The organism is Flavimaribacter sediminis (assembly GCF_019492055.1).
GTDB lineage: Bacteria > Pseudomonadota > Alphaproteobacteria > Rhizobiales > Rhizobiaceae > Flavimaribacter > Flavimaribacter sediminis.
On record NZ_JAICBX010000001.1, the window covers coordinates 1045252 to 1070993 of the forward strand.

At 58.7% G+C, this 25742-nt stretch carries 28 protein-coding genes; 10 read left to right on the forward strand and 18 right to left on the reverse strand.

Features of this window, described 5'->3' with window-relative positions; all coding sequences use genetic code 11:
- Nucleotides 1-91 precede the first annotated feature (91 nt).
- The 5 genes from K1W69_RS04930 to K1W69_RS04945 all read right to left on the reverse strand — a co-directional run bounded on the left by K1W69_RS04930 (nt 92) and on the right by K1W69_RS04945 (nt 4711).
- Nucleotides 92-1084, reverse strand: a complete 993-nt coding sequence (locus K1W69_RS04930) for an O-antigen ligase family protein (protein ID WP_370688214.1) — start codon at nt 1082-1084, stop codon at nt 92-94.
- On the reverse strand, nt 987-1331 hold the full coding sequence (locus K1W69_RS27420) for a hypothetical protein (protein ID WP_370688215.1): 345 nt from the start codon (nt 1329-1331) through the stop codon (nt 987-989). Before K1W69_RS27420 ends, K1W69_RS04930 begins: the two co-directional genes overlap by 98 nt.
- Nucleotides 1327-2862 (reverse strand): undecaprenyl-phosphate glucose phosphotransferase, encoded by a 1536-nt coding sequence (locus K1W69_RS04935; protein ID WP_220227206.1) that lies wholly within the window; start codon nt 2860-2862, stop codon nt 1327-1329. Before K1W69_RS04935 ends, K1W69_RS27420 begins: the two co-directional genes overlap by 5 nt.
- A 154-nt stretch (nt 2863-3016) precedes the next feature.
- The gene (locus tag K1W69_RS04940; RefSeq protein WP_220227207.1) at nt 3017-4156 is read right to left on the reverse strand and encodes a glycosyltransferase family 4 protein; all 1140 of its coding nucleotides are present in this window, start codon (nt 4154-4156) and stop codon (nt 3017-3019) included.
- A 6-nt stretch (nt 4157-4162) separates the two neighbouring features.
- Nucleotides 4163-4711: a polysaccharide biosynthesis/export family protein gene (locus K1W69_RS04945; protein ID WP_370688181.1), complete on the reverse strand. Its 549-nt coding sequence runs from the start codon at nt 4709-4711 to the stop codon at nt 4163-4165.
- A 268-nt stretch (nt 4712-4979) separates the two neighbouring features.
- On the opposite strand from K1W69_RS04945, the gene K1W69_RS04950 reads away from it, so the two are divergent.
- A complete protein-coding gene (locus K1W69_RS04950; protein WP_220227209.1) occupies nt 4980-7280 on the forward strand; it encodes an exopolysaccharide transport family protein in 2301 nt (766 codons plus the stop codon).
- Between the two features lie 6 nt (nt 7281-7286).
- On the opposite strand, the gene K1W69_RS04955 is transcribed toward K1W69_RS04950, so the two are convergent.
- Together K1W69_RS04955 and K1W69_RS04960 are read right to left on the reverse strand one after the other, a co-directional pair.
- Complete coding sequence (locus tag K1W69_RS04955) at nt 7287-8456, reverse strand: GNAT family N-acetyltransferase (protein WP_220227210.1); 1170 nt, start codon at nt 8454-8456, stop codon at nt 7287-7289.
- Nucleotides 8457-8527: 71 nt separating this feature from the next.
- The gene (locus K1W69_RS04960; RefSeq protein WP_220227211.1) at nt 8528-8743 is read right to left on the reverse strand and encodes a DUF2842 domain-containing protein; all 216 of its coding nucleotides are present in this window, start codon (nt 8741-8743) and stop codon (nt 8528-8530) included.
- Nucleotides 8744-8892: 149 nt separating this feature from the next.
- Between K1W69_RS04960 and K1W69_RS04965 the strand changes: the two genes are divergently transcribed.
- Nucleotides 8893-9957 (forward strand): COX15/CtaA family protein, encoded by a 1065-nt coding sequence (locus tag K1W69_RS04965; protein WP_370688182.1) that lies wholly within the window; start codon nt 8893-8895, stop codon nt 9955-9957.
- A gap of 4 nt (nt 9958-9961) precedes the next feature.
- Here the strand turns inward: K1W69_RS04965 and argC are convergent, their stop codons facing one another.
- Nucleotides 9962-10894 (reverse strand): N-acetyl-gamma-glutamyl-phosphate reductase, encoded by a 933-nt coding sequence (argC, locus tag K1W69_RS04970; RefSeq protein ID WP_220227213.1) that lies wholly within the window; start codon nt 10892-10894, stop codon nt 9962-9964.
- Between the two features lie 101 nt (nt 10895-10995).
- On the opposite strand from argC, the gene K1W69_RS04975 reads away from it, so the two are divergent.
- Nucleotides 10996-12168 carry a cytochrome-c peroxidase gene (locus K1W69_RS04975; RefSeq protein WP_220227214.1) on the forward strand — a complete coding sequence of 391 codons (1173 nt, stop codon included), beginning with the start codon at nt 10996-10998 and terminating at the stop codon, nt 12166-12168.
- Between the two features lie 12 nt (nt 12169-12180).
- Here K1W69_RS04975 and K1W69_RS04980 read toward each other — a convergent pair whose 3' ends face one another.
- From K1W69_RS04980 to K1W69_RS05005, 6 genes are all read right to left on the reverse strand, one after another.
- The gene (locus K1W69_RS04980; RefSeq protein WP_220227215.1) at nt 12181-12849 is read right to left on the reverse strand and encodes a nitroreductase; all 669 of its coding nucleotides are present in this window, start codon (nt 12847-12849) and stop codon (nt 12181-12183) included.
- Between the two features lie 16 nt (nt 12850-12865).
- On the reverse strand, nt 12866-13453 hold the full coding sequence (locus tag K1W69_RS04985; protein ID WP_220227216.1) for a hypothetical protein: 588 nt from the start codon (nt 13451-13453) through the stop codon (nt 12866-12868).
- A gap of 107 nt (nt 13454-13560) precedes the next feature.
- Nucleotides 13561-14037, reverse strand: coding sequence for a 30S ribosomal protein S9 (rpsI, locus tag K1W69_RS04990; RefSeq protein ID WP_220227217.1), 477 nt, complete (start codon nt 14035-14037; stop codon nt 13561-13563).
- A gap of 2 nt (nt 14038-14039) precedes the next feature.
- On the reverse strand, nt 14040-14504 hold the full coding sequence (rplM, locus tag K1W69_RS04995; RefSeq protein WP_220227218.1) for a 50S ribosomal protein L13: 465 nt from the start codon (nt 14502-14504) through the stop codon (nt 14040-14042).
- A 229-nt stretch (nt 14505-14733) separates the two neighbouring features.
- On the reverse strand, nt 14734-15192 hold the full coding sequence (locus K1W69_RS05000; RefSeq protein ID WP_258570810.1) for a PaaI family thioesterase: 459 nt from the start codon (nt 15190-15192) through the stop codon (nt 14734-14736).
- Between the two features lie 11 nt (nt 15193-15203).
- On the reverse strand, nt 15204-16067 hold the full coding sequence (locus tag K1W69_RS05005) for a crotonase/enoyl-CoA hydratase family protein (RefSeq protein WP_220227219.1): 864 nt from the start codon (nt 16065-16067) through the stop codon (nt 15204-15206).
- Nucleotides 16068-16231: 164 nt separating this feature from the next.
- On the opposite strand from K1W69_RS05005, the gene K1W69_RS05010 reads away from it, so the two are divergent.
- Nucleotides 16232-17053: an enoyl-CoA hydratase gene (locus K1W69_RS05010; protein WP_220227220.1), complete on the forward strand. Its 822-nt coding sequence runs from the start codon at nt 16232-16234 to the stop codon at nt 17051-17053.
- Between the two features lie 15 nt (nt 17054-17068).
- Here the strand turns inward: K1W69_RS05010 and K1W69_RS05015 are convergent, their stop codons facing one another.
- The 4 genes from K1W69_RS05015 to K1W69_RS05030 all read right to left on the reverse strand — a co-directional run bounded on the left by K1W69_RS05015 (nt 17069) and on the right by K1W69_RS05030 (nt 19320).
- A complete protein-coding gene (locus tag K1W69_RS05015; RefSeq protein WP_220227221.1) occupies nt 17069-17995 on the reverse strand; it encodes a metallophosphoesterase in 927 nt (308 codons plus the stop codon).
- A gap of 84 nt (nt 17996-18079) precedes the next feature.
- A complete protein-coding gene (locus K1W69_RS05020) occupies nt 18080-18388 on the reverse strand; it encodes a hypothetical protein (protein ID WP_220227222.1) in 309 nt (102 codons plus the stop codon).
- A 228-nt stretch (nt 18389-18616) separates the two neighbouring features.
- On the reverse strand, nt 18617-18919 hold the full coding sequence (locus K1W69_RS05025; RefSeq protein ID WP_220227223.1) for a hypothetical protein: 303 nt from the start codon (nt 18917-18919) through the stop codon (nt 18617-18619).
- Between the two features lie 98 nt (nt 18920-19017).
- Complete coding sequence (locus tag K1W69_RS05030; RefSeq protein ID WP_220227224.1) at nt 19018-19320, reverse strand: hypothetical protein; 303 nt, start codon at nt 19318-19320, stop codon at nt 19018-19020.
- Nucleotides 19321-19504: 184 nt separating this feature from the next.
- On the opposite strand from K1W69_RS05030, the gene K1W69_RS05035 reads away from it, so the two are divergent.
- The 6 genes from K1W69_RS05035 to K1W69_RS05060 all read left to right on the forward strand — a co-directional run bounded on the left by K1W69_RS05035 (nt 19505) and on the right by K1W69_RS05060 (nt 25720).
- Nucleotides 19505-20047 carry a CoA-binding protein gene (locus tag K1W69_RS05035; protein ID WP_220227225.1) on the forward strand — a complete coding sequence of 181 codons (543 nt, stop codon included), beginning with the start codon at nt 19505-19507 and terminating at the stop codon, nt 20045-20047.
- A gap of 62 nt (nt 20048-20109) precedes the next feature.
- Complete coding sequence (locus K1W69_RS05040) at nt 20110-21393, forward strand: O-acetylhomoserine aminocarboxypropyltransferase (protein WP_220227226.1); 1284 nt, start codon at nt 20110-20112, stop codon at nt 21391-21393.
- 154 nt (nt 21394-21547) lie between these two features.
- The gene (locus K1W69_RS05045) at nt 21548-22180 is read left to right on the forward strand and encodes an ATP-dependent Clp protease proteolytic subunit (RefSeq protein WP_220227227.1); all 633 of its coding nucleotides are present in this window, start codon (nt 21548-21550) and stop codon (nt 22178-22180) included.
- A gap of 266 nt (nt 22181-22446) precedes the next feature.
- Nucleotides 22447-23724: an ATP-dependent Clp protease ATP-binding subunit ClpX gene (clpX, locus tag K1W69_RS05050; protein ID WP_220227228.1), complete on the forward strand. Its 1278-nt coding sequence runs from the start codon at nt 22447-22449 to the stop codon at nt 23722-23724.
- 113 nt (nt 23725-23837) lie between these two features.
- Nucleotides 23838-25004 (forward strand): M24 family metallopeptidase, encoded by a 1167-nt coding sequence (locus tag K1W69_RS05055; RefSeq protein ID WP_220227229.1) that lies wholly within the window; start codon nt 23838-23840, stop codon nt 25002-25004.
- Nucleotides 25005-25009: 5 nt separating this feature from the next.
- Entirely contained in the window at nt 25010-25720 is a 711-nt protein-coding gene (locus K1W69_RS05060; RefSeq protein ID WP_220227230.1) for a maleate cis-trans isomerase family protein, read from the forward strand.
- Nucleotides 25721-25742: the final 22 nt, after the last annotated feature.

The window sequence follows — 25742 nt, forward strand, 5'->3', positions numbered from 1 at the left end:
TTCCCGAAACAAAGCCAGATCCCGTCGTGTCGTTGATGTTAATCGCTGAATTTAAAAAAAAGTAATAAAAACAGTAATTTGAAATTACTTCCTAGCTCCTGGTTGCCTTTTTTGACCGTTCACGCTGATAACGCCGCTCCAGCCCGAAGCAACCCCAGATCAGTCCGAGGATCAGGTAGAAATGGCGCCAGTGGTCCGTATCGATGACCGTGCCGATCAGGACATGCCCGACAAAAACGACATAGGCGCACAGCAGAAAGGGCTGCCAGGTCCGATCCCGCAACAGGCATTTGAACCCGACGGAGAGGGTTAGCGCGATCAGCGTGAAATAAGAGGCGAATCCGAGCCAGCCATAGTCCAGCAACGCTTTCAGCCAGATGTTGTGGGTGTCTTCCCCATAAATCGTTCCGAAGACGACCGGCCCGATGCCGAGCGGATGCTCCATGGCCATGTAAAAGCCGATGCCGTGCCGGGCGAAGCGTCCGTAAACGGCGGTGTCATAGGACTGCACCAGTTGCGCGCGGTCGGCGAACAGGCTTGAGACCTGTTCGAACTGAAGGGCGATGACGAGCGCCACGACGAGGAGACCTAGTCCGGCGATGCTCAGTCCGATGATTTTCATCCGGAAGGCGGGCGCGTTTTCCTTCAGCAGCATCAAAAGGATCAGCAGGGCGACCGACAGGAAGTAGAGGCCCCAAGCCGCGCGTGAGAACGAGAGGAACACGCCGAAGCTCAGAACAAGGAAGGCGGCTATCCGCAAAGGCGCGGTCAATAGCGGTCCGGAGAGGATCGAGTGCAGGAGGAAGACGATTGGCAGGATCAGAAACGGCCCGAACACATTGGGGTCCTGAAACGTGCCCTTGGCGCGATCGTAGAGTATGAAGGCTTCGCTGCCCGGTATCAGATAAAAATAGGCGGCGATGCCGATGGTCGCCGTCACCAGCGCGCCGGCAAGATAGGCGTAGAAGATGGTTGCCAGTCGGCTTTCATCCTGTTCGATAATGGCGGCGAAGAAAACCGCCGACAGCGCAAGAAACAGCGACACGGCCATGTACAGTACCGCGTCGAAATCCAGCTCCGCCATGGTGGTCAGCGAGAGCAGGCCGCCGACATTGAAAAACACAAGGAGAGCAAGCAGCGACGCCGCGTTGGCGGATATCCTCAATCCAAGGATGAACCAGACGCCAATCAGCCCCGACATGTAGAGTTCGTAGGGCGCTGGTTCGTTGATGACGAAACCGGACAGGAATGCGCCCAGACCAATAAACGCCTTCGCCGGATTTATCCTGAGGACGTAACGTCGATCCGGTATGGAAGCAGCCGCCGTCAATAGGCGTTGACCCCCTTGATCAGGTTGATGGGTGTCAGGAAGAGAATCTTGAGGTCGAAAAGCAGCGACCAGTTTTCGATGTAATAGAGATCGAACGCCGTGCGCTGGCGGATTTTCTCGTCACTGTCTATCTCGCCGCGCCAGCCATTGATCTGGGCCCAGCCTGTCACGCCGGGCTTTACCTTGTGGCGCCCGAAATATTCCTCGACGATCTCGTTGAATATCCGGTCGTGCGATCTGGCGTGGACGGCGTGCGGGCGGGGTCCGACAAGGGAAAGATCGCCCTTTAGCACGTTGAAGAACTGCGGCAGTTCATCGATGGAGGTGCGTCTCAGAAAACGGCCGACGGGCGTAACCCGCGGATCATCCTTGGTGACCGGCCTGATCGCTGTCTGGTCCGTCTGATCGACATACATGGACCGGAATTTGTGAACGTTGATGGTCTCGTTATTGAAGCCGTGCCGCTTCTGCGTGAAGATTATGGGACCGCGCGATGTGGCCTTCACGGCAATGGCGGCGCCCAGCATGATCGGCCACAAAAGCAGGATACCCAGCACGCTGAAAAAGATGTCGAATGCCCGTTTCGCGACCGAATCCCAGTCGGTGATCGGCCTGTCGAGAAGGTCGAGCAACTGCACCGTGCCGATGGAAGAGTAGGCGCGGGGACGAAAGCGCAATTCGCTGGAGTGTGCCGCCAGGCGTATGTCGACGGGCAGAACCCAGAGCTTCTTGAGCAGTTGGGCGACCCGTTTCTCCGCCGTCAGCGGCAATGTCAGGATCAGCATGTCGATGCGCACCAGCCTGGCGAATTCCACGAGTTCGCTGATATTGCCCAGTTTCGGATATCCGGCGACGATTGGCGGCGAGCGCCTGTTGTCGCGATCATCGAAAATACCGCAAATCCGGACGTCGTTTTCCGGCTGTTTTTCCAGCGACCTGATGAGCTTTTCCGCCGGCTGGCCGCCGCCGACGATGATGGCTCTGCGTTCCATCGTGCCGTCGCGCACCCATCTGCGGATGCTGAAAGCCACGAAATGACGCCAGATGACCAGCGTCGCCAACCCGGTAACGAACCATGATCCGAACCAGACACGGGAAAAACTGGCTCCGATCTTCAGGAAGAAGGCCAGAACCGCCATGGCGGAAAACGCGATCAGCCAGCCAACGATGATGCGCGGTATATTGCGCAGAGGTGAACGCAGGGACTGGATCTGATAGGTGTCCGCGATTTGAAAGGCGAGGACGGCGAGCGCCGATCCCATGAGGATCGTAAACAGATATCCGAAGGAAAAGCCGGAGCGCGGCAGGACATAGATCAGTTGTACGGTGAGTCCGGAGAGCGCAAGAAGAGAGAAATCCACCAGACGTATCAGACCCGTCATGATGACCGGTGAAACGCCTTCATCGCCAAGTTGCGCTGAAAGCTGCGCAGCCAGTCGCTTTATCTTTTCCTTGTCCGCTTCGCCAAGCGGAGCAACAACCGGTTCAGGCGCTTTCGCGTCGTCCTGAGCGTGGATTCTATCGGTATTCATGTCTCAAGCAATTCCAGGAAGGCGGACGCGCCGCCATTCAGCGTCGTTTTGCTTCTGTGATCAATCTTGAACACAGATAGCAGGTCAGTCCGTTCAAATAAAACGAGAGCCCTTAATTTTTGTTGAGGGCGGGCCGGCTGGCGGCCAATGACTGTCAAAGACTGCAGACTTGGTAAATATTCAATATCCTGTCCGCCATTGCTGCGGAGGAGAATTGCGTCCGAAATTCTTCGGTTTCCGGCATCAAGGCCGCAAGGCGGTCAGGTTTTTTCACCCCTTCGGCCATTGCGGTCGCCAGCAGGTCGATACTCTCGGTCGGGACCAGCGCCGGGCTGTCTGGACCGAGAACTTCCGGAATTCCGCCGACGCGCGAGGCGATGACGGGGCGTCCGGCGGCAATCGCTTCGAGGACGATGTAGGGCATGGATTCGGCGCGCGAGGGCACAACCACAATGCGTCCCTTGCGAAACGCGTTTCTTGCAGGCATGGCCGGCGACATTGCAATCCGCGCGCCGTATCCGCGCTGGATGATCGTCTGTCTGTACGCGTCGGACGATTCACCGTCGCCCACCATCTTGGCCCGCAGCGGTCGGCCTAAAACGCGTTCCGCCATACCGAAGGCGTCGATGAACCGGTCCGGTCCCTTCAGTTTCCGCATCATGCCGATAAATAGAAAATCAGCCGCGTCGTCGTCCGGAACGACGGGTTCGAACTCTTCTTCGCTGACCCCGTTATGCACCACATGCCACTGTGCCTGCGGCGGTCCGACTTTTTCGGAATAGGCCTCTAGCTCGTAGCGGCTGACGAAAATCAGTTGATCGGTGCGACGTTCGAGCATGCGTTCGATCGCGAAAAAGGTCCGGCCATGCAGAGTCTTCGGAGAATAATGAAGAGACCCGCCATGCGGAGAATAAAGACGGGCTACGCGAGACCCTTGCGCCCGTAATCGTGAGCCGATAACGCGCGCCAATGCGCCGCCCTTGGCTCCATGTCCGTGAAGAATGTTAGGTTGAAGGTCGCCGATTACCTGGCCGTATCGGTACAGAGTGAACAGGTCTATCGGGGTAATCGCGCGCCTCATCGGAAGGCGCGTTACTCCCAGTTTCAGCATGGGCAGAATGGTGTCGAAGAGGGCGTCTTCGTGGGCCCCGCCCGTGATGCTGTCGCAGACGATGCCGACTTCGTGTCCGGCGGCGCTGTGATGGCGAGCCAGATCCCTGACATGCCGAAAGATGCCGCCAACCGGCGAGCGAAAGCAGTGAATGATCCTCAAGGGGCGGTCGGCGCCGTTCATGGGCGTTTAAAACAGTCTCTCGCGAATATAAATCGTGTCGCCGCCAATGATCGGGTCGGAAATCGGCACGCGACCGGTCATCACTTCGCCATTGACCTGCCGGGTGACGTCGGCGTTTGCCTGGTTGGCCCGCACCGTAAATCCGCCGGCGATAGCGATTGCATTCTGCACGGTCATGCCCGGGACATAGGTATACTGGCCGGCTGCGTTGACTTCGCCCATCACGAAGATCGAGCGATGTCTGTCCACCTGCACCGTCACGTCGGGATCGCGCAGGAATCCCTGGCGCAGGCCGCTGGCGATCTTGCCCTCCAGGGACTGCGCCGTCTGGCCGCGCGCGCTTACAGCGCCGACGAGGGGAAAGGCGACATAACCGGCCTGATCGACCGTGTAGGTGTTCGATAGATCATCCTGGCCGTAAACGGTGATGCGCAGAACGTCGCCCGCGCCAAGACGGTAGGGCTCGATCACCGCCTCGTGGAAGGCGTCGGGAGCAGGGCGATAGCCGCTACAGCCGTACGGCGCGATGGCCAGAATAGCCAGTACAGCCGCCATCGCATATCTGAAACTCCGAAACGCCATGAAAATAATACCTGGTGGCAAGAGTGCTCCATCCAGCCTCCCTTATCGAACGATTAAGGTTAATGTCCGGTAAAGCGCTCCGGCTTAATTTGATCTGTCTCAGGAGGGCGCTTCTGCGCGCTGGCGGCAGTTTAACGGTTAGGTTACCATGTTCGTTTACGCTTCGCGGCAGGGTATATATCCATATACGCGCGTACATAAGCCTTGGCGGATTGCGATGGGCAGGGCAGGAGTCTGACGTATGAGCCGTAACGGCGAAGGCAACGGTGATGTGGAAATCGACATAGCGCGTCTGATCGCCGCTGTCTGGCGCAGGCGTGCGGCCGTGATTTCGCTCGTCGTACTCGTCTGTGTCATCACGCTTTCGGTGTTTTCGATGATTCCGTCGCGATACCGTGCGGAAACGCGCATCCTGATTGAGACGCGCGACACTATCGCCGTGCGGTCTGCACCACTGGATGGCGGCGAAAACCAGTATCTGGATCAGGAGGGGGTTGCCAGTCAGGTCGAGATCATGCGCTCGACAGATCTAATCAGGGCGGTTGCCGAGAGGCTCGACCTTTCTTCCCATCCCGAATTCAGCGCGGCGGCCCGCCCGTCGTTGATGTCCCGCGTCATGATCATTGTCGGGCTCGAACCCGATCCATCCGACGCGCCGCCCGGCGAACGGCTGGTCGAACTCTTCCGCGAGCATCTGAAGATTTACCAGGTTGCGAGTTCCAGAGTTATCGTCGTCCAGTTCTGGTCGGTTGACCGGGAATTGTCGGCACAGGTGGCCAATGCGATCGCGGACGCCTATCTGGAAATCCAGAGCGGCGCCAAGCAGGTCTCCAACGCGGACGCCAGCGCCTGGCTGGAGCCGGAAATCCAGCAACTCGGCGACAGGGTGCGCGAGGCCGAGGCGAAGGTCGCCCGCTATCGCGCCGACGCTGATCTGCTTTTGGTCGACGGCAATGAAACACTCGTGACCCAGCAGCTCAGCGATATCACCAGCGAGCTTGCGACGGTTCGGGCGGAAAGGGCGAATGCGCAAGCGCGGGCGGAAACGGTGCGCAATGCGATCGAGCGTGGCCAGTCCACAGACACATTCAGCAACGTGATCGAATCTGAACAGGTCCTGCGCCTGCAGGACCGCCGGGCTTCGGTGCAGTCGGAACTTGCGGATCTGTCGACAACCTTGCTCGAACGTCATCCACGTATGCGGGCCCTACGTTCCCAGCTCGAGGATATCGATCGTCAGATCCGCAGTGAAACGACGCGCGTGCTCAGCAGCCTCGAGAACGAGGCGGAAGTCGCCCGCGTCAGGGAACGGGAACTCGTCAGTCAACTGGACGAATTGAAACAGACCTCCGCGCAGGCAGGCGACCGGGAGGTCGAACTGCGAGCGCTGGAGCGGGAAGCCGCGGCCCAGCGTCAATTGCTGGAATCCTATCTCAGCCGATATCGCGAGGCGAATTCACGGATGAACCCGGCGAGCTTGCCGGCCGATGCGCGGGTTATCTCCCGCGCGCTGGTTCCCTCCGAACCCTATTTCCCGAAAACCATTGCAACAGTCATCATGGCTGGTCTGGCGACGCTCATGCTGGCCTCGATGGTCATCATGCTGCGTGAACTGTTCGCAGGCGATGGCCTGCGTGGCGAATCCAGCGCCAGACCGCTGAAAGAAGAAGAGCTGGACGAATCTGAAAGTGGGGAAAAAGTCCCTGATGAGCTATCGACCGACATTGAGTCGACAACGGATTCAGACGACACCGACACGAAAGAGCAGCGAGTGACGCCCGACACGGCGGCGAATGAGCCGGAAAAAACTCCGGCAATTGAAACCAGGGCCATCTCTGTCCGCAACGCCTGGCCAGATACAAAACCGTCGCCGGAGCCGCAGCCAGTCATGGCGACTGCGGCGGACGCCGGCGGCCAGCTCGAAGACGCGGAGATGGAAAGGCGCAACGGCGGATATAGCGTCAGCGGCGTCGCCGGCCATCTCAGACAGACAGGGGCGTCGGTCGCCGTCATTGTCTCGCCTGAGGGAGACAGGGGATCCACCACCTCCGTGATGTTGGCGCGCATGCTTGCCAATGACGGTCAACAGGCGCTGCTTGTGGATATGACCGGGTCGGCCTGTCCAACGCGCATGATGACGATGCAGAACGATTTGCAAGGCGTGACCAATGTGCTCGTCGGAGAATGCTCACTGTCGGATGCCGTCCATGGCGATCGCCTCTCATCCGCACACATCATGCCGCAGGGCACCGCCGATCCGGTGCAGGCGATGAGTCATTCCAGTCAGTTACCGCACATCGTTGAAGCCTTGTCTCAGGTCTACGATATCGTGGTCATCGAATGCGGTCCGGCTGATTCACGGGGCGTGAGGCGGCTGCTTGGAGACGAGAACATCGAGCTGATCATGTCTCTGGTTCATCCCGACGAGGACTTGATGACGGAAATTATGACCGATTTCCATTCTCACGGCTTTGACAATTTCGTTGTCATGAGCCCTGGCGTCGGCGCTCCGCCCGAGAGGCCTGATCGCAGCGCTGCCTGAATATCCTCACTCCGCCTTGCGGTGTAGCGCCATTCTCGCCTTGCGCGCCAGGGTGAACAGGCGCGGATTTGCTTTGATGATGCGTTTTGCATGCGTCAATCCGGCGACAGCGACGGCGCCTGCGCGCCCCGTTACGGTCAGCGCGATTACACAGTCGTAGAGTTTCGTTTCACCGTCGCACCAGTTGCGCTTGAACAGTTCGTCGCCGACACCGAAATCAAAGAGTTCCTTGCCGCTTTCGCATGCGTTTTTGATCATGTGATAGAAGAGCAGGTCTCCTGGGCTCACAATCTCGGTTTCGCCGCTTTCGAACGAACTGAACTGGCAAATGACGTGTCCGTCTTTCACTGATAGACCGGCGATGGCAATCGGTCTGCCGTCGACCCTGAGACGGATGGCGTGCATTTCGAGGGGTTTTCTTTTCTCTTCAAAGGAAGCGGCGGCGAGGTCCTTGAACAACTCCTGCACGCTCTGAAATGCGAAGACATCCGGAATGCCCTTTAAGTCGAAGCGGGCAGCTTTTTGTTCATAGAAACAGTCAAGGAGCGCGCGAGCTTCTTCCAATGTCGCGGCTTGAACGTAGTCGTAGCCTCCAAAGGCCTCCAGGCGCTTGACCGAACTCCGAAATTTCTTGCGTCGCCGTTTCGCATTCCCGCGCCTGACCACCGTTTCAAAATCTTCTCCGAGCGAAACCTGGAACGAGTTGTTCTGGTCCTCGAAATGCGGCAAGGCGGAAAAGGGATGCGTAAGCCCCCGCCAGGTTTCCGGATGTCTTTCCAGCAGCAGCAGATCGACTACGTCCACGATCTCGCGGATCTGTTCCACAACGTCTTGCATTGTGCCAGGCGCGGCGACCGCGATAAAATCCGGATGAAAAAGGCCGAAGTTAAGATTGTTGAACGCGCCGCCCAGATAGCTTGCAATGCGCAGCGGGCCCACTGTCCTGATCGAAAGCGGAAGGATAAACGCAATTCGCCCTTCAAACGCTCCGGCCGTGAACCGCCCGACTATGAAGAGCGGCCGCTTGTCGTTTTCAGACCATGCACGGCACCAGCGATAACTCTGGTGAATGCTGCATTGGGGCAGCATCTCCAGTTCACGCCACTCCTTTTCCAGCGGCGCGATATCTTCGGCACAAGTTATGTTCAGCGTATTGGTCATGGTTCCATCGGCCATTCTCGGCTCCTGGAGGCCATTCTAGCGGCCAGGAGTAAACAGAGCCTGTCGGCCGGAGAAAACCCTTGCGACTATTCGTTTCCTTCCGGCCGGCCCTGCATCCACCGGATCAGGAACATTGCGGGAATAATCCATATCAGGCCGCTTACCAGGAAGTAGATCAGGTGAATCCACCAGGGCGATTCAGCAAGCCTGTAGGTCGCGATCGTGGTTGCGACGAGCGCATAGATAATCGCCAGCGCGACGATCAGCATGCTACCGATCAGTTTTTTCAGACGAATGGGCATAGGCCGTCCTGTTGCTGCGGCACGGAGTAACGGTTTTGACGAAACCTGCAAGCCATTTCTGTATGCACACTCAGGTGAGACAGTTTGCACCTTGCTTTAGCCGGAACAGTGCGCCAAATGGGCGCTCAATCAACCAATCAATGGCCCATATGTCCGAAAAAGCTATCTCCAACAATCGCAGGCTGCTCCGCTGGTGGCTGTTCATCGTGCTTCTGGCGATTACCGCCTTGGTGATCGTTGGCGGAGCCACGCGGATGACGGATTCCGGGCTTTCCATTACCCAGTGGAAACCGATCCATGGCGTCATCCCTCCCTTGAACGAGGCCGAATGGCAGGAAGAACTGGAGCTTTACAAGGCGATCCCGGAGTACGAGCAGGTCAACAAGGGGATGAGCCTGGACGAGTTCAAGTTCATCTTCTGGTGGGAATGGGCGCACCGGTTGCTCGCGCGCAGCGTCGGAATTCTCTTCGCCGCGCCTCTTGCGTTCTTCTGGCTGACGGGGCGGATCGAGGACAGGCTGAAACTCCCGCTTCTCGGCATTCTGGCGCTGGGAGGATTGCAGGGTTTCGTCGGCTGGTGGATGGTGGCGTCCGGCCTCGTCGACCGGATCGACGTCAGTCAGTACCGTCTCGCGACGCATCTGACACTCGCCTGTTTCATATTCGCCGCCATCGTCTGGGTCTGGCGAGGCATCGGACGGCATTCCAGTGACAACGCGCCAACGCCGTCCTCCTCCGCTTTCGCCGGAACGGTCGCTTGTCTCGTATTGGTGCAGATTTATCTCGGGGGGCTGGTCGCTGGTTTAAAAGCCGGGCTCGCCAGCAACACCTGGCCGTTGATGGATGGCCAGGTCATTCCGTCCGGCCTGTTCATCATGAAACCCTGGTTCATCAATCTGTTCGAGAATGCGCTCACCGTGCAGTTCGACCATCGCATGGTCGCCTATCTGTTGTGGGTTTTGGCGGGTTGGCACATGATTGCGTCATTGCGCGCGGCGCCCAACACCACCCACGCCCGGCGGAGCGTTGTCCTCTTCGCGCTGGTGACCGTCCAGGCGATCATTGGCATCGCGACGCTGTTGCTGGTGGTGCCCATGCATCTGGCGCTGACGCATCAGGCCGTGGCGCTACTGGTGCTCGGTTTCGCCGTCGCGCACTGGCGCGGTTTTTACGGCAGTTACAGGTTTCCGAAACGTGGGCTTGACGCGGCCTGAATGATCAGGCCGCGAGCATCAGGTTCATGTTCTGAACAGCGGCGCCGGATGCGCCTTTGCCGAGATTGTCCAGAATAGCGATGAGATTGACCTGACCTGTGGCCTCATTGCCGCAGACGAAAAGCTTCATCGTATCCTTGCCGGCGAGCTCCGTCGCATCGATGCGCTTGAGGGCGGCCGAATCGTCCAAGGAAACCAGCTCGACGATCGTCTGTCCGGCGTAGTGATCGGCGAGAAGCGCATGGATATCGCCGAGTTTCGGCGCGCCTTTCAGCCGGTCGAGGAACAAGGGCAATTGCACCAGCATTCCCTGCGGAAAACGACCGACGCTCGGCGAAAAGATCGGCGCGGCGTCGAGCAGACCGTGTTCCGTGATCTCGGGCACATGCTTGTGGTTCAGGCCAAGACCGTAGGCGAAAAGCGGCGCGGCGATGTGATCATCGGCCGTTTCGTCTTCCATCTGTGCGATCAGCGCCTTGCCGCCGCCCGTATAACCGGACACCGCGTTGACGGTAACGGGATAGTCGCCGGCAAGAACGCCGGCCTCCCGCAACGGGCGTATCAAGGCGATCGCGCCCGTCGGATAGCATCCCGGATTGGCGACAAAACGCGCGCTCCCGATCTTCTCGGCCTGACCTTTCGCCATTTCAGCGAAACCGTAGGCCCAGTCGGGATCGATCCGGTATGCGGTGCTGGAATCGATCACCCGCGTTGAATTGTTGCCTTCAAGCATGTCGACGGCCTGCCGCGAAGCGACGTCGGGAAGGCACAGAATCGCGATGTCCGCTTCGTTCAGGAGATCCGTCCGCATCTGTTCATTGCGCCGTTCTTCGACCGGAATGGACAGGACATCGACGTCGCGGCGGTCGGCCAGGCGCGTGCGGATTTGCAAGCCGGTCGTTCCGTGTTCGCCATCGATGAATATCTTCGGTTTCATGTCCCTGGTTCCAGTTGAAGGCGCAATGCGCAGTGTCAAAGTTCCGCCGCGCTATATAGTATAGCTTGTAAATCATGTCCAACGGGATGCGCGGCCAAATCGTGTTTGTGAATCTGATCGGAAATATCCTGGCTTGCGGAACGTTTCTGATCGCCTTCAGTCTGCCGGCCGGCGCCATCGACCCGTCCCATGATACGGTCGAGGAACTGGGCGCGTTATTGTATCACGACCGCAATCTCTCGATGAACCGCACGCAATCCTGCGCCACCTGCCACGCGCCGGACCACGGCTTTGTCGATACGCGTGACAACGGGGCGGGCGCCGGCGTTTCACGCGCTGTCTCTCTGGGCGACGACGGGATATCGCTGGGCGACAGAAATGCGCCGTCCATAGGCTATGTCGGCTTCATTCCCGCTTTTCATAAAGCCGAGACGGGACGCTACAGGGGCGGTTTATTTCTGGATGGGCGCGCCGCCACACTGGAGGAACAGGCGGTGACGCCCTTGCTCAATCCGGCCGAGATGGGAATGCTCGAAAAGCGCGCCGTCGTTGAAAGAGTGCGGGAAAACCAGGGTTATGTCGCGGCGTTCCGAAAACATTACGGAGAGGCCGTCTTCGACGATGCCGATAAGGCCTACGATGCTCTGGTCGCAAGCATCGCAGCTTTCGAGCGTTCTGCGTTTTTTCGTCCGTTCGATTCCCGCTACGATCGGTTCCTGGTCGGCGAAGCGACGCTTACGCCGGAGGAGGAAAGGGGTCGGGTGCTATTCTTCGCCGAAGGTTTGACCAATTGCGCGCTCTGTCACCGGTTGCGCAACGGGCCGGCCGAACTGGAAGAGACTTTCTCGAACTACGAGTACCACAATGTCGGCGCGCCGGTGAACAAAGCTGTGCGTAAGGCCAACGGCGGCGCCGATGTCAGGGCGGATCTCGGTCTGCTCGCCAACGCCGCCGTCGATGATCCCGCCGAAGCCGGAAAGATCAAGGTTCCCACACTGCGCAACGTGGCGGTGACCGGGCCTTATATGCACAATGGCGTGTTCAACGATCTGAGAACCACCGTGCTCTTCTACAATCGCTACCTCACGGACGACCCGTTCTATCAGATCAATCCGGAGACGGGCCTGGCCTGGGGCGAGCCGGAATTTAGCCACAGCCTGTCTCGCGCGGAGCTTGAAGCTGGTTCACCGCTGTCCGAGGACGATATCGACGCTCTCGTCGCGTTTCTTAAGACGCTTACCGATGCGCGCTTCGAGCATTTGCTGAGTGATTAGGGGCTCGTCTGGTTACCCCAGGAATGTGACGATCTCGTCAACGGACGCCCGCTCGGTTCGCAGCGTGTTGATCGGATGGTCTTCGTCCATGTAGCCGAGCGCGATGCCACAAAAAAGCATCCATTCGGCCGGCGGTTTCAGATGGTCGTCGATCGTCGTATGCCATTGCGCCCAGGCCTCCTGCGCGCATGTGTGCAGGCCGTGCTCGCGGGCAAGCAGCATGATGCTTTGCAGGAACATGCCGACGTCCGACCATTGCGGCGGTCCCATCGTCCGGTCGATGTAGACGAAGAGCCCGACAGGCGCCCCGAACATCTCGAAGTTGCGCCGGAACTGGCGGATGCGCCCTGGCTTGTCGTCTCGCTCGATGCCAATCGAGGCGTAGAGATCTTCACCGCATTTGAACCGTCGCGCCGCATACGGCTCCTTCAGGTCGGGCGGATAGACGTTGTATTCGGGCGTTTCGCCACGCGGCGTGTCCGCCATCTTCGCCCGAATGTCTTCGAACAACCGGGTCAGGGGAGTTCCCGAAACGGCGAAGAGACGCCAGGGCTGCAGGTTGCCCCCCGAGGGAGCGAAGCGGGCGCCGTCGATGATGGCGCGCACCGTCTTGCTGTCGACAGGGTCCGGTTTGAAGGCGCGGCAGCTTATCCGTGACGCGAGGGCTTCTGAAACGTTCATGGGAATTCTCTGTTTGTTACAAGGCTCGAGGGACAGAGCCCGGATTGGGCAGGGCAAGCACCTGAACCCAGTCACGCCAAATGATTCTGCCGGGATCGGCTGTTTTTATCTCTCGAATTTCGGCGCCTGTCTGCGTTATCGCCCAAGCAAGGTCCCGCGCTCTTCGGATAACACTTCCTTTTTCGTAATGCGGAAATGCAGAATCCTCTACAAACCAAAACAACGATTTCCTCACATTGCGGGTCCGGCTCTTGCCTTTCAAACTTGGATAGGCAAGGCCGGGACCTCCATGCTTAGCAGCAAACCACCAGAAAGCGTCTTCTTGAGCACGCTGTATACTGCCCTTCTGGACGGAAAAGTCGATCCATCTTCGGGCTTCGAACATACCGAGTTCCCCTTCCGCAGTCGGGTGATCGTCTGCGCAAACAAATCGCACATACATGAGCATCTCTTTCGCAGAGATATAAGCATTGAAAAATGTTGATGAGAGTCTTGATCTCCGGTTCCCGTGAGGCGGGTCGGAGGCCATGAGCGAGGCTCGAAGATCTATTTCAAAATCATGAACATTGGCAGGCTGATCTTTTGATGCAGAAGCCAGTTTCAAACGGCTCCGCCACAGCTAGCAGCCAGTCAGCAGATACTCAACCGTAATCTCAAACAAAAACGCCCGCATTGCTGCGGGCGTTCGAAAGTCGGCAAAAAGGCTGTCGATCAGCGCTTGGAGAACTGGAAGGAGCGGCGAGCCTTTGCCCGGCCGTACTTCTTGCGTTCCACAACGCGGCTGTCGCGGGTCAGGAAGCCGCCCTTCTTCAGAACCGAGCGAAGGCCGGGCTCATAGAGGGTCAGCGCCTTGGAGATGCCATGACGCACGGCGCCTGCCTGTCCGGACAAACCGCCGCCGGCGACCGTCGCGACCACATCGAACTGGCCGTCACGGGCCGCCGCCAAGATCGGCTGCTGCAGGATCATCTGCAGAACCGGGCGTGCGAAATACTCCGTGAAGTCTTTCTTGTTGACCGTGATCTTGCCGGTGCCGGGCTTGATCCAAACGCGTGCGACGGCGTCCTTGCGCTTGCCGGTCGCATAGGAACGGCCGAATTCGTCCAGCTTCTGGACATGCACGGGAGCCTGGATTTCTGCGGTTTCGGCCGCGGTGCCCAGTTCTTCGAGGGAATTGAGTTCAGCCATGATCAGGCGGTCCTTACATTCTTGGAATTCATAGCGCCGACGTCGAGCTTGACCGGCTGCTGTGCTTCATGCGGATGTTCTGCGCCGGGATAGACGCGCAGGTTCTTCATCTGGCGACGGCCGAGCGGACCGCGCGGTATCATCCGTTCAATGGCCTTTTCGATCACGCGCTCCGGGAAGCGGCCCTCGAAAATCTGGCGAGCGGTGCGCTCCTTGATGCCGCCGGGATAACCGGTGTGCCAGTAATACTTCTTGTCGGTGTACTTCTTGCCGGTGAAAACGGCTTTGCCGGCGTTGATGATCACGACATTGTCGCCATCGTCCACGTGAGGAGTGTAGGAGGCTTTGTGCTTGCCGCGCAGGCGCATGGCCACGATGGAAGCGAGGCGGCCGACGACGAGACCTTCAGCGTCGATCAGTATCCACTTCTTCTCCACCTCGGCGGGCTTCTGTGAGAAGGTTTTCATTCGGGTTTCTCTTTCCTGAACCTTTGTCGCCAAAGGCGTTTCTTGTTGCTTGGGGCCGGCTTGCGCCGGTAAAAAACATGTCGGCCCCGCAAGGGACCGACATTGAGCGAGGCTTATAGGCCGTCGCATAGGCGTCGTCAAGCGGAAAGGTTCCAGATTATTCTTAATTAATTCAATGAAAACAATATCTTAAAAAATAGGTATTATATTACCGCATGGGAATGGTCTGTTATCCGGGCGTTTTTATCCGTTTTGGCGGGATCGAATAGGTGCCGGTCGCATGCGCGACGGTCAGCCCGTCGGAGCCGTTGCGGATGTCTATGTCGAAGACCATGAGCGATTTGCCGAGCTTGAGAATGCGGCAGACGCCGTCGATCGGGCCGGGTTCGGCCTTGCGCATGAAGTTGATGTTGATGTTGGTCGTCACCGACAAGGCGTCGGCGCCGGCGTGGGTCAGAACGCAGACATATCCGCCAATGTCGGCGAGCGTGAAAAGCGAAGGCCCCGACACCGTGCCGCCTGGCCGGATATGTCGGCTGCCGGCTTCCAGACGCACCGTGCATCCCCCCGGAAAAACGTCGATGGCGTGGTAGTCCGGTTCTTTTCCGTTAAGCTCCGGATAGACCTGCCTCAGAAATGCGTTGACTTCCGCGGCAGTCATTTTCGGTTCGTATGCGATAGCGTTCATTGGTTTCGCGCCTATTTGCCGGGATTGATCGGTCGGTTTTCTGTCCAGTCGAAGGTGCCGAGATCGCGTTCTCTGGCCGCCTGTTTCCAGCCGAATTCCTCGGCGCGCGCCTTGAAGTTCAGTCCTTCCGGCGAATGCCGCGTGACGCCGTCAAACAGCGTGGCGAACATTTGGGTCTGGTGGAGCCCCATTGCTTCAATCGCCTGGTTAACCACCAGCTTCTGCATCATGAGCTGATTGACCGGCACGCCCGAAATTCGATCAGCAAGGGTGTCCACTGCTTCGTCGAGTTCGTCTTCCGGCACGGATTTCAGGATCAGCCCCAGGTCCTGAGCCTCCCGGCCATCGATCCTGTCGCCCGTAAACAGCATGCGCTTCGCCTTCTCTGGTCCAAGCCGGTAAACCCACATGGCGGTCGTGGGGCATCCCCATACCCGGGTCGGCATGTATCCGATCTGCGCGTTGTCGGCCATCATGATCATGTCGCAGCATAGAGCGATATCGGAACCGCCAGCCACCGCATAGCCGTGCACCTTGGCGATCACCGGCTTGTGCGAACGCCACAGGGACATGAAATGCTGCGTGTTGCGCATCATGAAAGCATAGTCCTTCATGGGGTCCCACGGCATTTGTTGGGTCGCTTCGTGGCCAGAACCGGCCGTCGCCTGCGCATAATAGGCTAGATCGTAACCCGCGCAGAACGCCTTGCCGGCGCCCGACAGAACGATCACATGAACGCCCGGATCGGAATTCGCCTGTTCCACCGCGCGCTCGAGCTCTGCAGGCAGTTCATCATCGATCGCGTTCATCACTTCAGGACGGTTCAGCGTGATACGCCCCACGCGCCCGTCCTTTTCGAGCAGGACCTTGTTCATTCATTCCTCCCTAACGTGGACGTAAACGTAAAAACAAAACGCGTTTCTGCCAAGCCATGAAAACGGCGGCGTGAAAACCGGGTCTCCCGGCTGTCACGACAGCGCAATTGCGTTATAAGAGCGTCAGAGACACAACCAGCACCCGCGAATGACAGGAGGACGCCATGGCGCAGGCCGCAGCAGAAATGAATGACGATGACAAAGCGCTTGTCATCAGTCAGCTTGCCAACGGCATTCTCAGGCTGACACTGAACAATCCGCCGGCAAACGCACTGTCGATCGCCCTGATGCAGACGTTGCGAGACGAACTCGCTGCGGCGGAGGAGAACCGGGAAGTGCGCGTCGTCGTGATCGCCGCCGCCGGCAAGCTGTTTTCCGCCGGGCACGATCTGAAGGAGATGACCGGACATCGCGAGGACGCGGATCGGGGGCGGGCGTTTTTCGAGAAAACCATGCGCATGTGTTCCGACATCATGCTGCAGATCACCAATCTGCCGAAACCCGTCATCGCGGAAGTTGACGGACTGGCGACAGCCGCCGGCTGTCAGCTTGTCGCGACCTGCGACCTCGCCATATGCACCGATACGTCGACCTTCTGTACGCCCGGCGTCAATATCGGTCTCTTCTGTTCGACGCCGATGGTCGCAATCTCGCGCGCCGCCCACCGCAAGCAGGCCATGGAAATGCTTCTCACCGGCGAGCCCGTCGACGCCTCCGCCGCCAAGGAATACGGACTGGTGAACCGGGTCGTGCCCAAAGAGTATCTGCGCACCGTTTCCGACAAATACGCGTCGGCGATCGCCTCGAAATCTCCGTTGACCCTGAAAATCGGCAAGGGCGCCTTTTATCAGCAGATGGATCGGCCGCTTGCCGAAGCCTACGACTACACCGCCTGGGTCATGACGGAAAACATGCTTGCCCGCGACGCTGAGGAGGGGATCAACGCCTTTCTGGAAAAACGCGATCCTGAATGGACTGGCCGCTAGGGCGCACGGGCTGGGTCAGCCGATCTCCACCATCACGATCTCCGGCGGCATGCCGAAGCGGACGGGCAAAATAGAGCAGCCCAGCCCACCGGAGACGATCAGATCCCGCGGCGTCGCCGGTCGTATGTCGCTTACGCTGGGCCTTGCTTCGACAATGTGTCCGTAGGCGTACCGGTTGTGGTATCTGGACGGGACATAGGGCGAATAACCAAACAGGCGGATCTGGCCGCCGTGAGTGTGGCCGGACAATGTCAGCGAAACCCGTTCCGGCGCCTGCGGAAAGATATCCGGTTCATGCGCCAAAAGGATCACCGGCGCGTCATCCGTGACCATGGCCAGTGTTGCGCCGAGATCGTCGACGCCGCTCCAGCGCGCGCGTCCGTAACGAGGCGTCAGCGCCACCTGATCGCCCAATCCGGCGAGCCAGAAAGCCTGTCCGTCTTTTTCGATGCGCAGAGCGTGGTTCTCGTAGACCTGGATACCGACGTTTTCGAGCGCTGTCTGACTGACGATCGGTCCGTGGCCCCGCTCCTGCGCAGCTTCGTCTTCCCACCAGTCGTGATTTCCGAGAATGGCGTGAACGCCGAGCGGAGCAGAAAGTCCTGACAAGGCGTCAGACCATTCTTCAGCGGAAACCACGCCTGAAATACCCTTCTGGCCGGTGCAATAGTCGCCAAGCAGCAGCGTAATGTCCGGTGAAAGCGCGTTGGCGTGCGCGCAGATCGAACGGATGCGCTCCGGCGTCATCCACGGACGACAGGCGTGGATATCGGCGAGTACGGCAATTCTCAAACGTAGCGCTCCGGGCCATCCCGTGGGAGTGATCTTGTAGGAGCGGGTGACCAGCCGTGACGGCTCCCCCGCTACGGCGTATGCGCCGAGGGACATGCCGCCGAGGACAAGGGCCCCGATGCCTTTCAGAAATGTTCTGCGGGTAATCAAATGCGTCGCGCGGTGTGATCGTTGGTTCCGACGCCGACCCGCTGCCGGGTCGGCTCGCGCCTCGATGAAACACAACTGTGGCGATTAGAAGTCGCCGGTCCTGCTGTTGTCGGTGCACACCCGAACCGGACAGCGTTTGCGATCCTGCGACGGCACGTAGGATGGCTTGGCGTACTGATCGTAACCGCAATATCCCGAATGAAACGCATAGGTGTCGTATAGTGTCAGGGCCGGAATGCGCGGCGAGGGATAGCGCAACACCGCCGCGCCCTCTGATTTCAGTATTTCCTGGATGCGGGCGCAGCTCAGTCTCGTCGAATCGTAACGGCTCAGCGCATGGGCCGGCATTGCAATAGTGGCGGCGCAAATGGCCAGTACGACAGTTCTTTTCAACGCCAATCTCCTATGTCAACTGCACAGCAGTACTTGTTGATCGCAAACAGCAAACACTGTTGCAAGGTAAACTATAAACAAATATCTGCCTCGTGTGCCAATCATCGCCAACGCTTGTTCCTGTCATCCGGCAAGGCACACAGGCGTCAGCGTCCGGACACTAGCGTGCAGCTTGGTCCGGGAATGTGGGTTTAACCACACGGTCTGGCGTATCGCGCCGTCGCAGAGTCAGTAGTCCGAGGCTTGATCGGCGCAAACCCTGACGCGACAGCGTTTCTTGTCCTGCGAAGGAACCCAGGACGGCTTTGCGAACTGGCCGTATTCGCATTGCCCCGAATCCGAGGCGTAGGTTTCGTAAAGCGTCAGTTTGTAATCTCGAGGCGAAGGATAGCGCAACACGACTGCGCCTTCCAATTTCAGTATCGCCTGAATTTTGACGCAGGTGTGAGAGGTGGCGTCGTAGCGACTCATTGCGTTCGCCGGCAGGCTCGTGGCGACAGCCATCAATGTCAGGAGCACAACTTTTCTCACGATAACGGGTCCTTTACGTGTCGGAACACGCTCTTTCTAACCCGACATGCAGCGGGATGAAAAGACAACTTGTTATCTATCGCGCCGCCTGACGCGTCTCAGCGGGAGATTGACTGATCCTTGCAAATTCGCGCACGGCACTTTGGATTGTCCTTCGTCGGTACGAAATAGGGTTTCGCGTATTGGCCGTAACCGCAATAACCCGAATTCTTTGCGTAGACGTCATAAAGCGGTATGGATGGTTTGCGCGGATCTCTGTAGTGCAGCACAGCTGCGCCTTCCTGTTGCAGGATCGCCTGGGTTCGCGCGCAGGTCAGGTTCGTCGTATTGTAATTGTTGATAGCATTTGCGGGCATGGCGTAAAACACCGCGCACATTGCAATGGCTGTCGATTTCCTCACCTTGGATCTCCTCTTGCCGACCGTCTGAACCGGCGTCGGCCGAAAGACCACGACGCCAGGCTGAAACAACTGCAACACATCGCCTGTTGAGCACTACAATATATGCTGTTAAGGCAGTGCGCCAGACGAAGTTAGGTTGCAGGCCTCCGCCAAAAGTCAAGTATACGTTACCCGAGAGTTAGAAATGGATCACGATACCTATCCGGAATCCTATATTTCCCGGATACTGCGTTCCGTAAAGACGATCGCCCTGATAGGCGCTTCCGGCCGCGACGTGCGGCCCAGCAACATCGTCATGAAATACCTGCTCGCCAAGGGCTACGACGTCTATCCGGTCAATCCCGGCCTGGCGGGAAAGCAGGTGCTGGGCCGTACGGTCTACGCTTCGCTCGCCGACATTCCGGTTCATATCGACATGGTGGATGTGTTTCGCGGATCCGACGCCTTGCCGGGTATCGTCGATGAAATCCTTGCGCTGGACGATCGGCCGGATGTTCTGTGGACCCAATTGACCGTGCGCAATGACGAAGCGGCCCGCAAGGCTGAAGCGGCGGGGATCGAAGTCGTGATGAACCGCTGTCCAAAAATAGAATATGGCCGGCATTCCGGCGAGATCAAATGGAATGGCGTCAACAGTCGGATGATCTCGTCGAAAAAGCCGCTGATGCAGAAAGGCTATCAGGCTCTCGGAATTCGCCCGCAACGCGATCGCGCGCAGGACGGTTGAAGAAGCCCGCGTGTCTCGCGCGATAACTTGAAATCAGGACTACCAACCAGCAGGAGGAATTCATGCCCAGCAATGAACCCGGTTTCGGCACGCTCGCGATTCACGCCGGCGCACAGCCCGATCCAACAACGGGAGCGCGCGCGACTCCGATCTATCAAACGACGAGCTTCGTTTTCGAGGACGCCGAGCACGCCGCTTCCCTGTTCGGGTTGAAGGCCTTCGGCAATATCTACACACGCATCATGAACCCGACCCAGGCGGTTCTCGAGGAGCGTATTGCAGCGCTGGAAGGCGGAACCGCCGCGCTGGCGATTGCGTCGGGCCATGCGGCGCAGCTCATCGTGTTCCACACGATCATGCAGCCCGGCGACAATTTTATCGCCGCCAACAAGCTTTATGGCGGCTCGATCAACCAGTTCGGCCACGCCTTCAAGAATTTCGACTGGCATGTCCGCTGGGTCGATCCGGCCAATCCTGACGAAATCGAGCAGCAGATCGACGACAGGACACGCGCCATCTTCATCGAGAGCCTCGCCAATCCCGGCGGAACGTTCGTCGACATCAAGGCAATCGCCGATATCGCGCACAAGCATGGCCTGCCGCTGATCGTCGACAACACGATGGCGAGCCCCTATCTCCTGCGTCCCATCGAACACGGCGCCGATATCGTGGTGCATTCCATGACCAAGTTCATCGGCGGCCATGGCAACTCCATGGGCGGCGTCATTGTCGACGGCGGAACCTTCAACTGGTCCGAATCGGGCAACTACCCGATGCTGTCGGAGCCACGGCCGGAATATGGCGGCATGGTTCTGCACGAAACCTTCGGCAATTTCGGTTTCGCAATCGCCTGTCGGGTTCTTGGCCTGCGCGACCTTGGCCCGGCGCTGTCGCCCTTCAACGCCTTCATGCTGCTTACCGGGGTTGAGACGCTTCCCTTGCGCATGCAGAAGCATTGCGACAACGCCCTGGAAGTGGCGAAGTGGCTGAAAGGCCATGACAAGGTCGCCTGGGTCTCCTATTCGGGACTCGAGGATGACCCGAACCACGCCCTGATGAAGCAATACTCGCCCAATGGGGCGGGCGCGGTCTTCACATTCGGCCTGAAGGGCGGCTTTGACGCGGGCGTCACTTTCGTCGAGTCGCTGGAGGTGTTCTCGCATCTCGCCAATATTGGAGACACGCGGTCGCTGGTCATCCACCCGGCGTCCACGACCCATCGCCAGCTCTCGCCCGAGCAGCAGGTGGCGGCCGGCGCGGGGCCGGATGTGGTGCGTCTGTCGATCGGCATCGAGGATGCCCCGGACATCATCGGCGATCTCGAACAGGCGCTGGCGGCCGTTTGATCGGAAGATGTGCGGCGGCTCCGGTCGCCGCGCACGAATTCCCGGAAGCGACATCTCTTGAACCTGCATGGTATGGCGTCCTATGTAGGCTAGGAACCACACGAAGCGATTCTCCGCCATGGTTCCCATGCGGAGCAGCAGAAAAGGCAAATACATGTCAAACCCGGTCGAGACTGCACTCAATCTTGTGCCGATGGTGGTCGAGCAGACGAATCGCGGCGAACGCGCTTTCGATATCTTCTCCCGGCTGCTGAAAGAAAGAATCATCTTTATCACCGGACCAGTCGAGGATGGGATGGCGGCGCTTGTTTGCGCCCAGCTTCTCTTCCTGGAGGCGGAAAACCCCAAGAAGGAAATCGCGCTCTATATAAATTCGCCCGGCGGCGTCGTGACGTCAGGCATGGCGATTTACGACACGATGCAGTTCATCAAGCCGGCCGTTTCGACACTTTGCATCGGCCAGGCTGCGTCGATGGGTTCGCTTCTTCTGTGCGCAGGTCACAAGGATATGCGCTTCGCTACGCCAAATGCCCGCATCATGGTGCACCAGCCCTCCGGCGGCTTCCAGGGCCAGGCGTCCGATATCGAGCGCCACGCTCAGGACATCATCAAACTGAAGCGCCGTCTGAACGAAATTTATGTGGAGCACACGGGTCAGGACTACGAAACTATCGAGAACACGCTCGACCGCGATCATTTCATGACGTCGGATGAGGCGAAGGATTTCGGTCTGATTGATCGTGTGATTTCGAGCCGAGAAGCTGTTGAAGGCGAAGCGAAGGTCTGACGCACTTGGCGGTTTTGCTGGAAATGCGACAATTCTACAACAAAATTTCGCATTAAGGACTGGTGCGGCAGGTGTAGCGCATTAATATGAGGTGTTAAGGGTATGTTCAAGGATATGCGAATAGCCTCCGGTTTTAGACTATTGCTATCGATGTCGCGCTGAGTGCATTTGGTGACGAGCATGACTGGCGCCGTCGCGCAGACCGGCCGCAAAATCCGGACAAATACTGATCCGGCGCAGAGTCGGGTCATAAGAAGGAATGGAATATGAGCAAGGTTAGCGGTGGAAGCGGTGGCGAATCGAAGAACACCCTCTATTGTTCGTTTTGCGGCAAGAGCCAGCACGAGGTACGCAAGCTGATCGCGGGACCGACGGTCTTCATCTGCGACGAATGCGTCGAACTCTGCATGGACATCATTCGCGAGGAAAACAAATCCTCGATGGTGAAATCCAGCGACGGCGTGCCGACTCCGAAGGAAATCATCGATACGCTTGATGAATATGTGATTGGTCAGCAGCAGGCCAAGCGCGTGCTGTCGGTGGCCGTGCACAATCACTACAAGCGCCTTGCCCATTCGAGCAAGAGCAACGATATCGAACTCGCCAAGTCGAACATCCTGCTGGTGGGACCGACCGGCTGCGGCAAGACCTATCTTGCCCAGACCCTGGCGAGAATTATCGACGTGCCGTTCACCATGGCGGACGCCACGACGCTGACCGAAGCCGGTTACGTCGGTGAAGACGTCGAAAACATCATCCTGAAGCTGCTGCAGGCGGCCGACTACAATGTCGAGCGCGCGCAGAGGGGCATTGTTTACATCGACGAGGTCGACAAGATCTCGCGCAAGTCGGACAATCCCTCGATTACCCGGGACGTATCGGGCGAGGGCGTTCAGCAGGCGCTCCTTAAGATTATGGAAGGCACGGTTGCTTCGGTTCCGCCGCAGGGCGGGCGCAAGCATCCACAGCAGGAATTCCTGCAGGTCGATACGACCAATATCCTGTTCATCTGCGGCGGCGCATTCGCCGGTCTCGACAAGATTATCTCGGCGCGCGGCGAAAAGACCTCGATCGGTTTTGGCGCAGCAGTCAAGGCGCAGGACGAGCGACGCGTAGGCGAGATCCTGCGCGAACTCGAGCCCGAGGACATGGTCAAGTTCGGCCTCATCCCGGAGTTCATCGGTCGCCTGCCGGTCATCGCCACTTTGGAAGACCTCGATGAAGACGCGCTGATCTCGATCCTGTCTGAACCCAAGAACGCGCTCGTCAAGCAGTATCAACGGCTCTTCGAAATGGAGAGTGTCGAACTCACATTTCATGAGGACGCGCTGCGCGGCATCGCCAAAAAGGCGATCGCCCGCAAGACCGGCGCGCGCGGCCTGCGCTCCATTATGGAAAAGATCCTGCTCGACACCATGTTCGAGCTTCCGTCCCTCGAAGGGGTCCAGGAAGTCGTTATTTCGGACGAGGTGGTCAACGGGTCGGCGCGGCCGCTCTACATTTACTCTGAGCGCGACGAGGAAAAGGGCAACGCCACGGCGTAGCCGCTCCCGCTTGATTCGAATTTTCGAAACCCGCCCTCGTGGCGGGTTTTTTTGACATTTCTGCTGCTTTGCCGCGGCTTGACCTGCAAACAGGCGCAGTATCAGGATGGATCATGTCCGAAGATACGCCCCAACGCGGCTTTGTCGCTCAGGAATTCGAAAACCGGCTCGCTCGGCTGCAGCAAGGCATGCGGGCGCAAGACATCGATCTGGCGTTCTTCACCACAGAAGCCGAAATCCGGTATTTCACCGGTTTTTTCACACAGTTCTGGCAGAGCCCGACCCGGCCCTGGTTTTTGCTGGCGCCGCAATCCGGAAATCCGGTCGCCGTCATTCCCGAAATTGGCGCGGAATGCATGCGCCGCGCCGGCGTCAAGGATATCCGCGCGTGGGATTCGCCGGCCGCTGATGACCATGGGCTGGAGCTGCTGTGCGAAACGATCGTTGAACTGGCGGGCGAGGGCGCATCGATTGGCCTGCCAAAAGGACGAGAAACAGCCCTGCGTATGCCGCTTGCGGATTTCGAGGCGTTGACGCTACGTCTGCCGGGCGCACGGTTCCCGGATATCACCGCGCTTTTGCTGAGGCTGCGCATGGTCAAATCCGCGGCCGAGGTCGAAAAGATCGCCCATGCCTGCCTTTCGGCGGGCAGGGCTTTCGATCGCGCGCCAGAGGCGATCCATGCCGGCATGAGCGAACGGGAGGCCTTTCAGGCCTTCAAGATCCTGTGCCTTGAGGAAGGGGTCGACGACGTCTCCTATCTTGTTGGCGGCGCCGGCCGTGGCGGGTATCGGGACATTATCTCGCCGCCGTCGGCCAGGCGGCTTACCGTAGGCGATGTGCTGATGTTTGATACGGGATGCGTCTGGGACGGCTATTTTTGCGATTTCGACCGAAACTTCGCAGTTCGTGACGTGGCGCAGGACGTCCACGACGCGCATGCAAAGCTGTGGGAGGCGACGGAAGCAGGGCTGGAAGCGGCGAAACCCGGGGCATGCTGTGCAGACCTGTTTCACGCCATGGCGGCGCTTTTGCCCGGCGCAGGCTCTGCAGGCGTCGGGCGCATGGGGCACGGTCTTGGGATGCAGTTGACGGAGTTTCCGTCGATCACCGCCAGCGATCCCACAGTTTTGCAACCGGGCATGGTCATGACGCTGGAGCCATCGCTCGGACTTGGCGACGGACGCATGCTGGTGCACGAGGAAAATCTCCTCGTCCGGGAAGACGGCCCGATCCTGCTGACCCGGCGCGCGCCGCAAAGAATGCCTGTGATAGGATGAATGCAATGCTGAAGTTTCACTACGATCTCGATCCCGAGCGCGACAGACTCGCGACCTATGGGATCATTGTCCTCAAGACGGATGAAACGCTCGAGAAGGAATTCGGCGTCCTGCTGGATCGCGCCAGTGTCGTCCACTACAGCCGCATCGAAAGCGAGGCGCTGGTGACGCCGGAGACGCTCCGTCTTATGGAAGCCCGCATTCCGCAATCCACAGCAATGCTGCCTGAAGGCGCAAACTACAACGCCGTCGCCTATGGCTGTACGTCCGGAGCGACGACCATCGGAGCTCAAAAGGTCGCTGACGCGGTCAACAGTGTCATCCCAGATGTTCCGGTCACCGATCCGATAACCGCGACCATAGCCCGGTTGCGATCCATAGATGCGCGCAAGATATGCCTTCTGACGCCCTACATTCCCTCCGTCACGGACGCCATGGCCGCCAAACTGACCGGCGAAGGATTTGAAATCGTTGCTTCCGGCTCGTTTTACGAGGAACGGGAAAGCGCCGTTGTGAGAATCTCGCAAGCGTCCGTCCTTGCCGCCGTCGAGGCGCTGGCGCAGCAAGCCGACGCTGACGCCGTATTCGTGTCCTGCACAAATCTGCCGACAATAGACATTCTGGAAGAAGCCCGGAAACGGACAGGAAGCGACGTTTTCAGCAGCAACAGCGCGCTTGCCTGGCATTTGCAAACCATCGCGCGCCGATCACAATAGCTGTGAAACCGGACAATACACC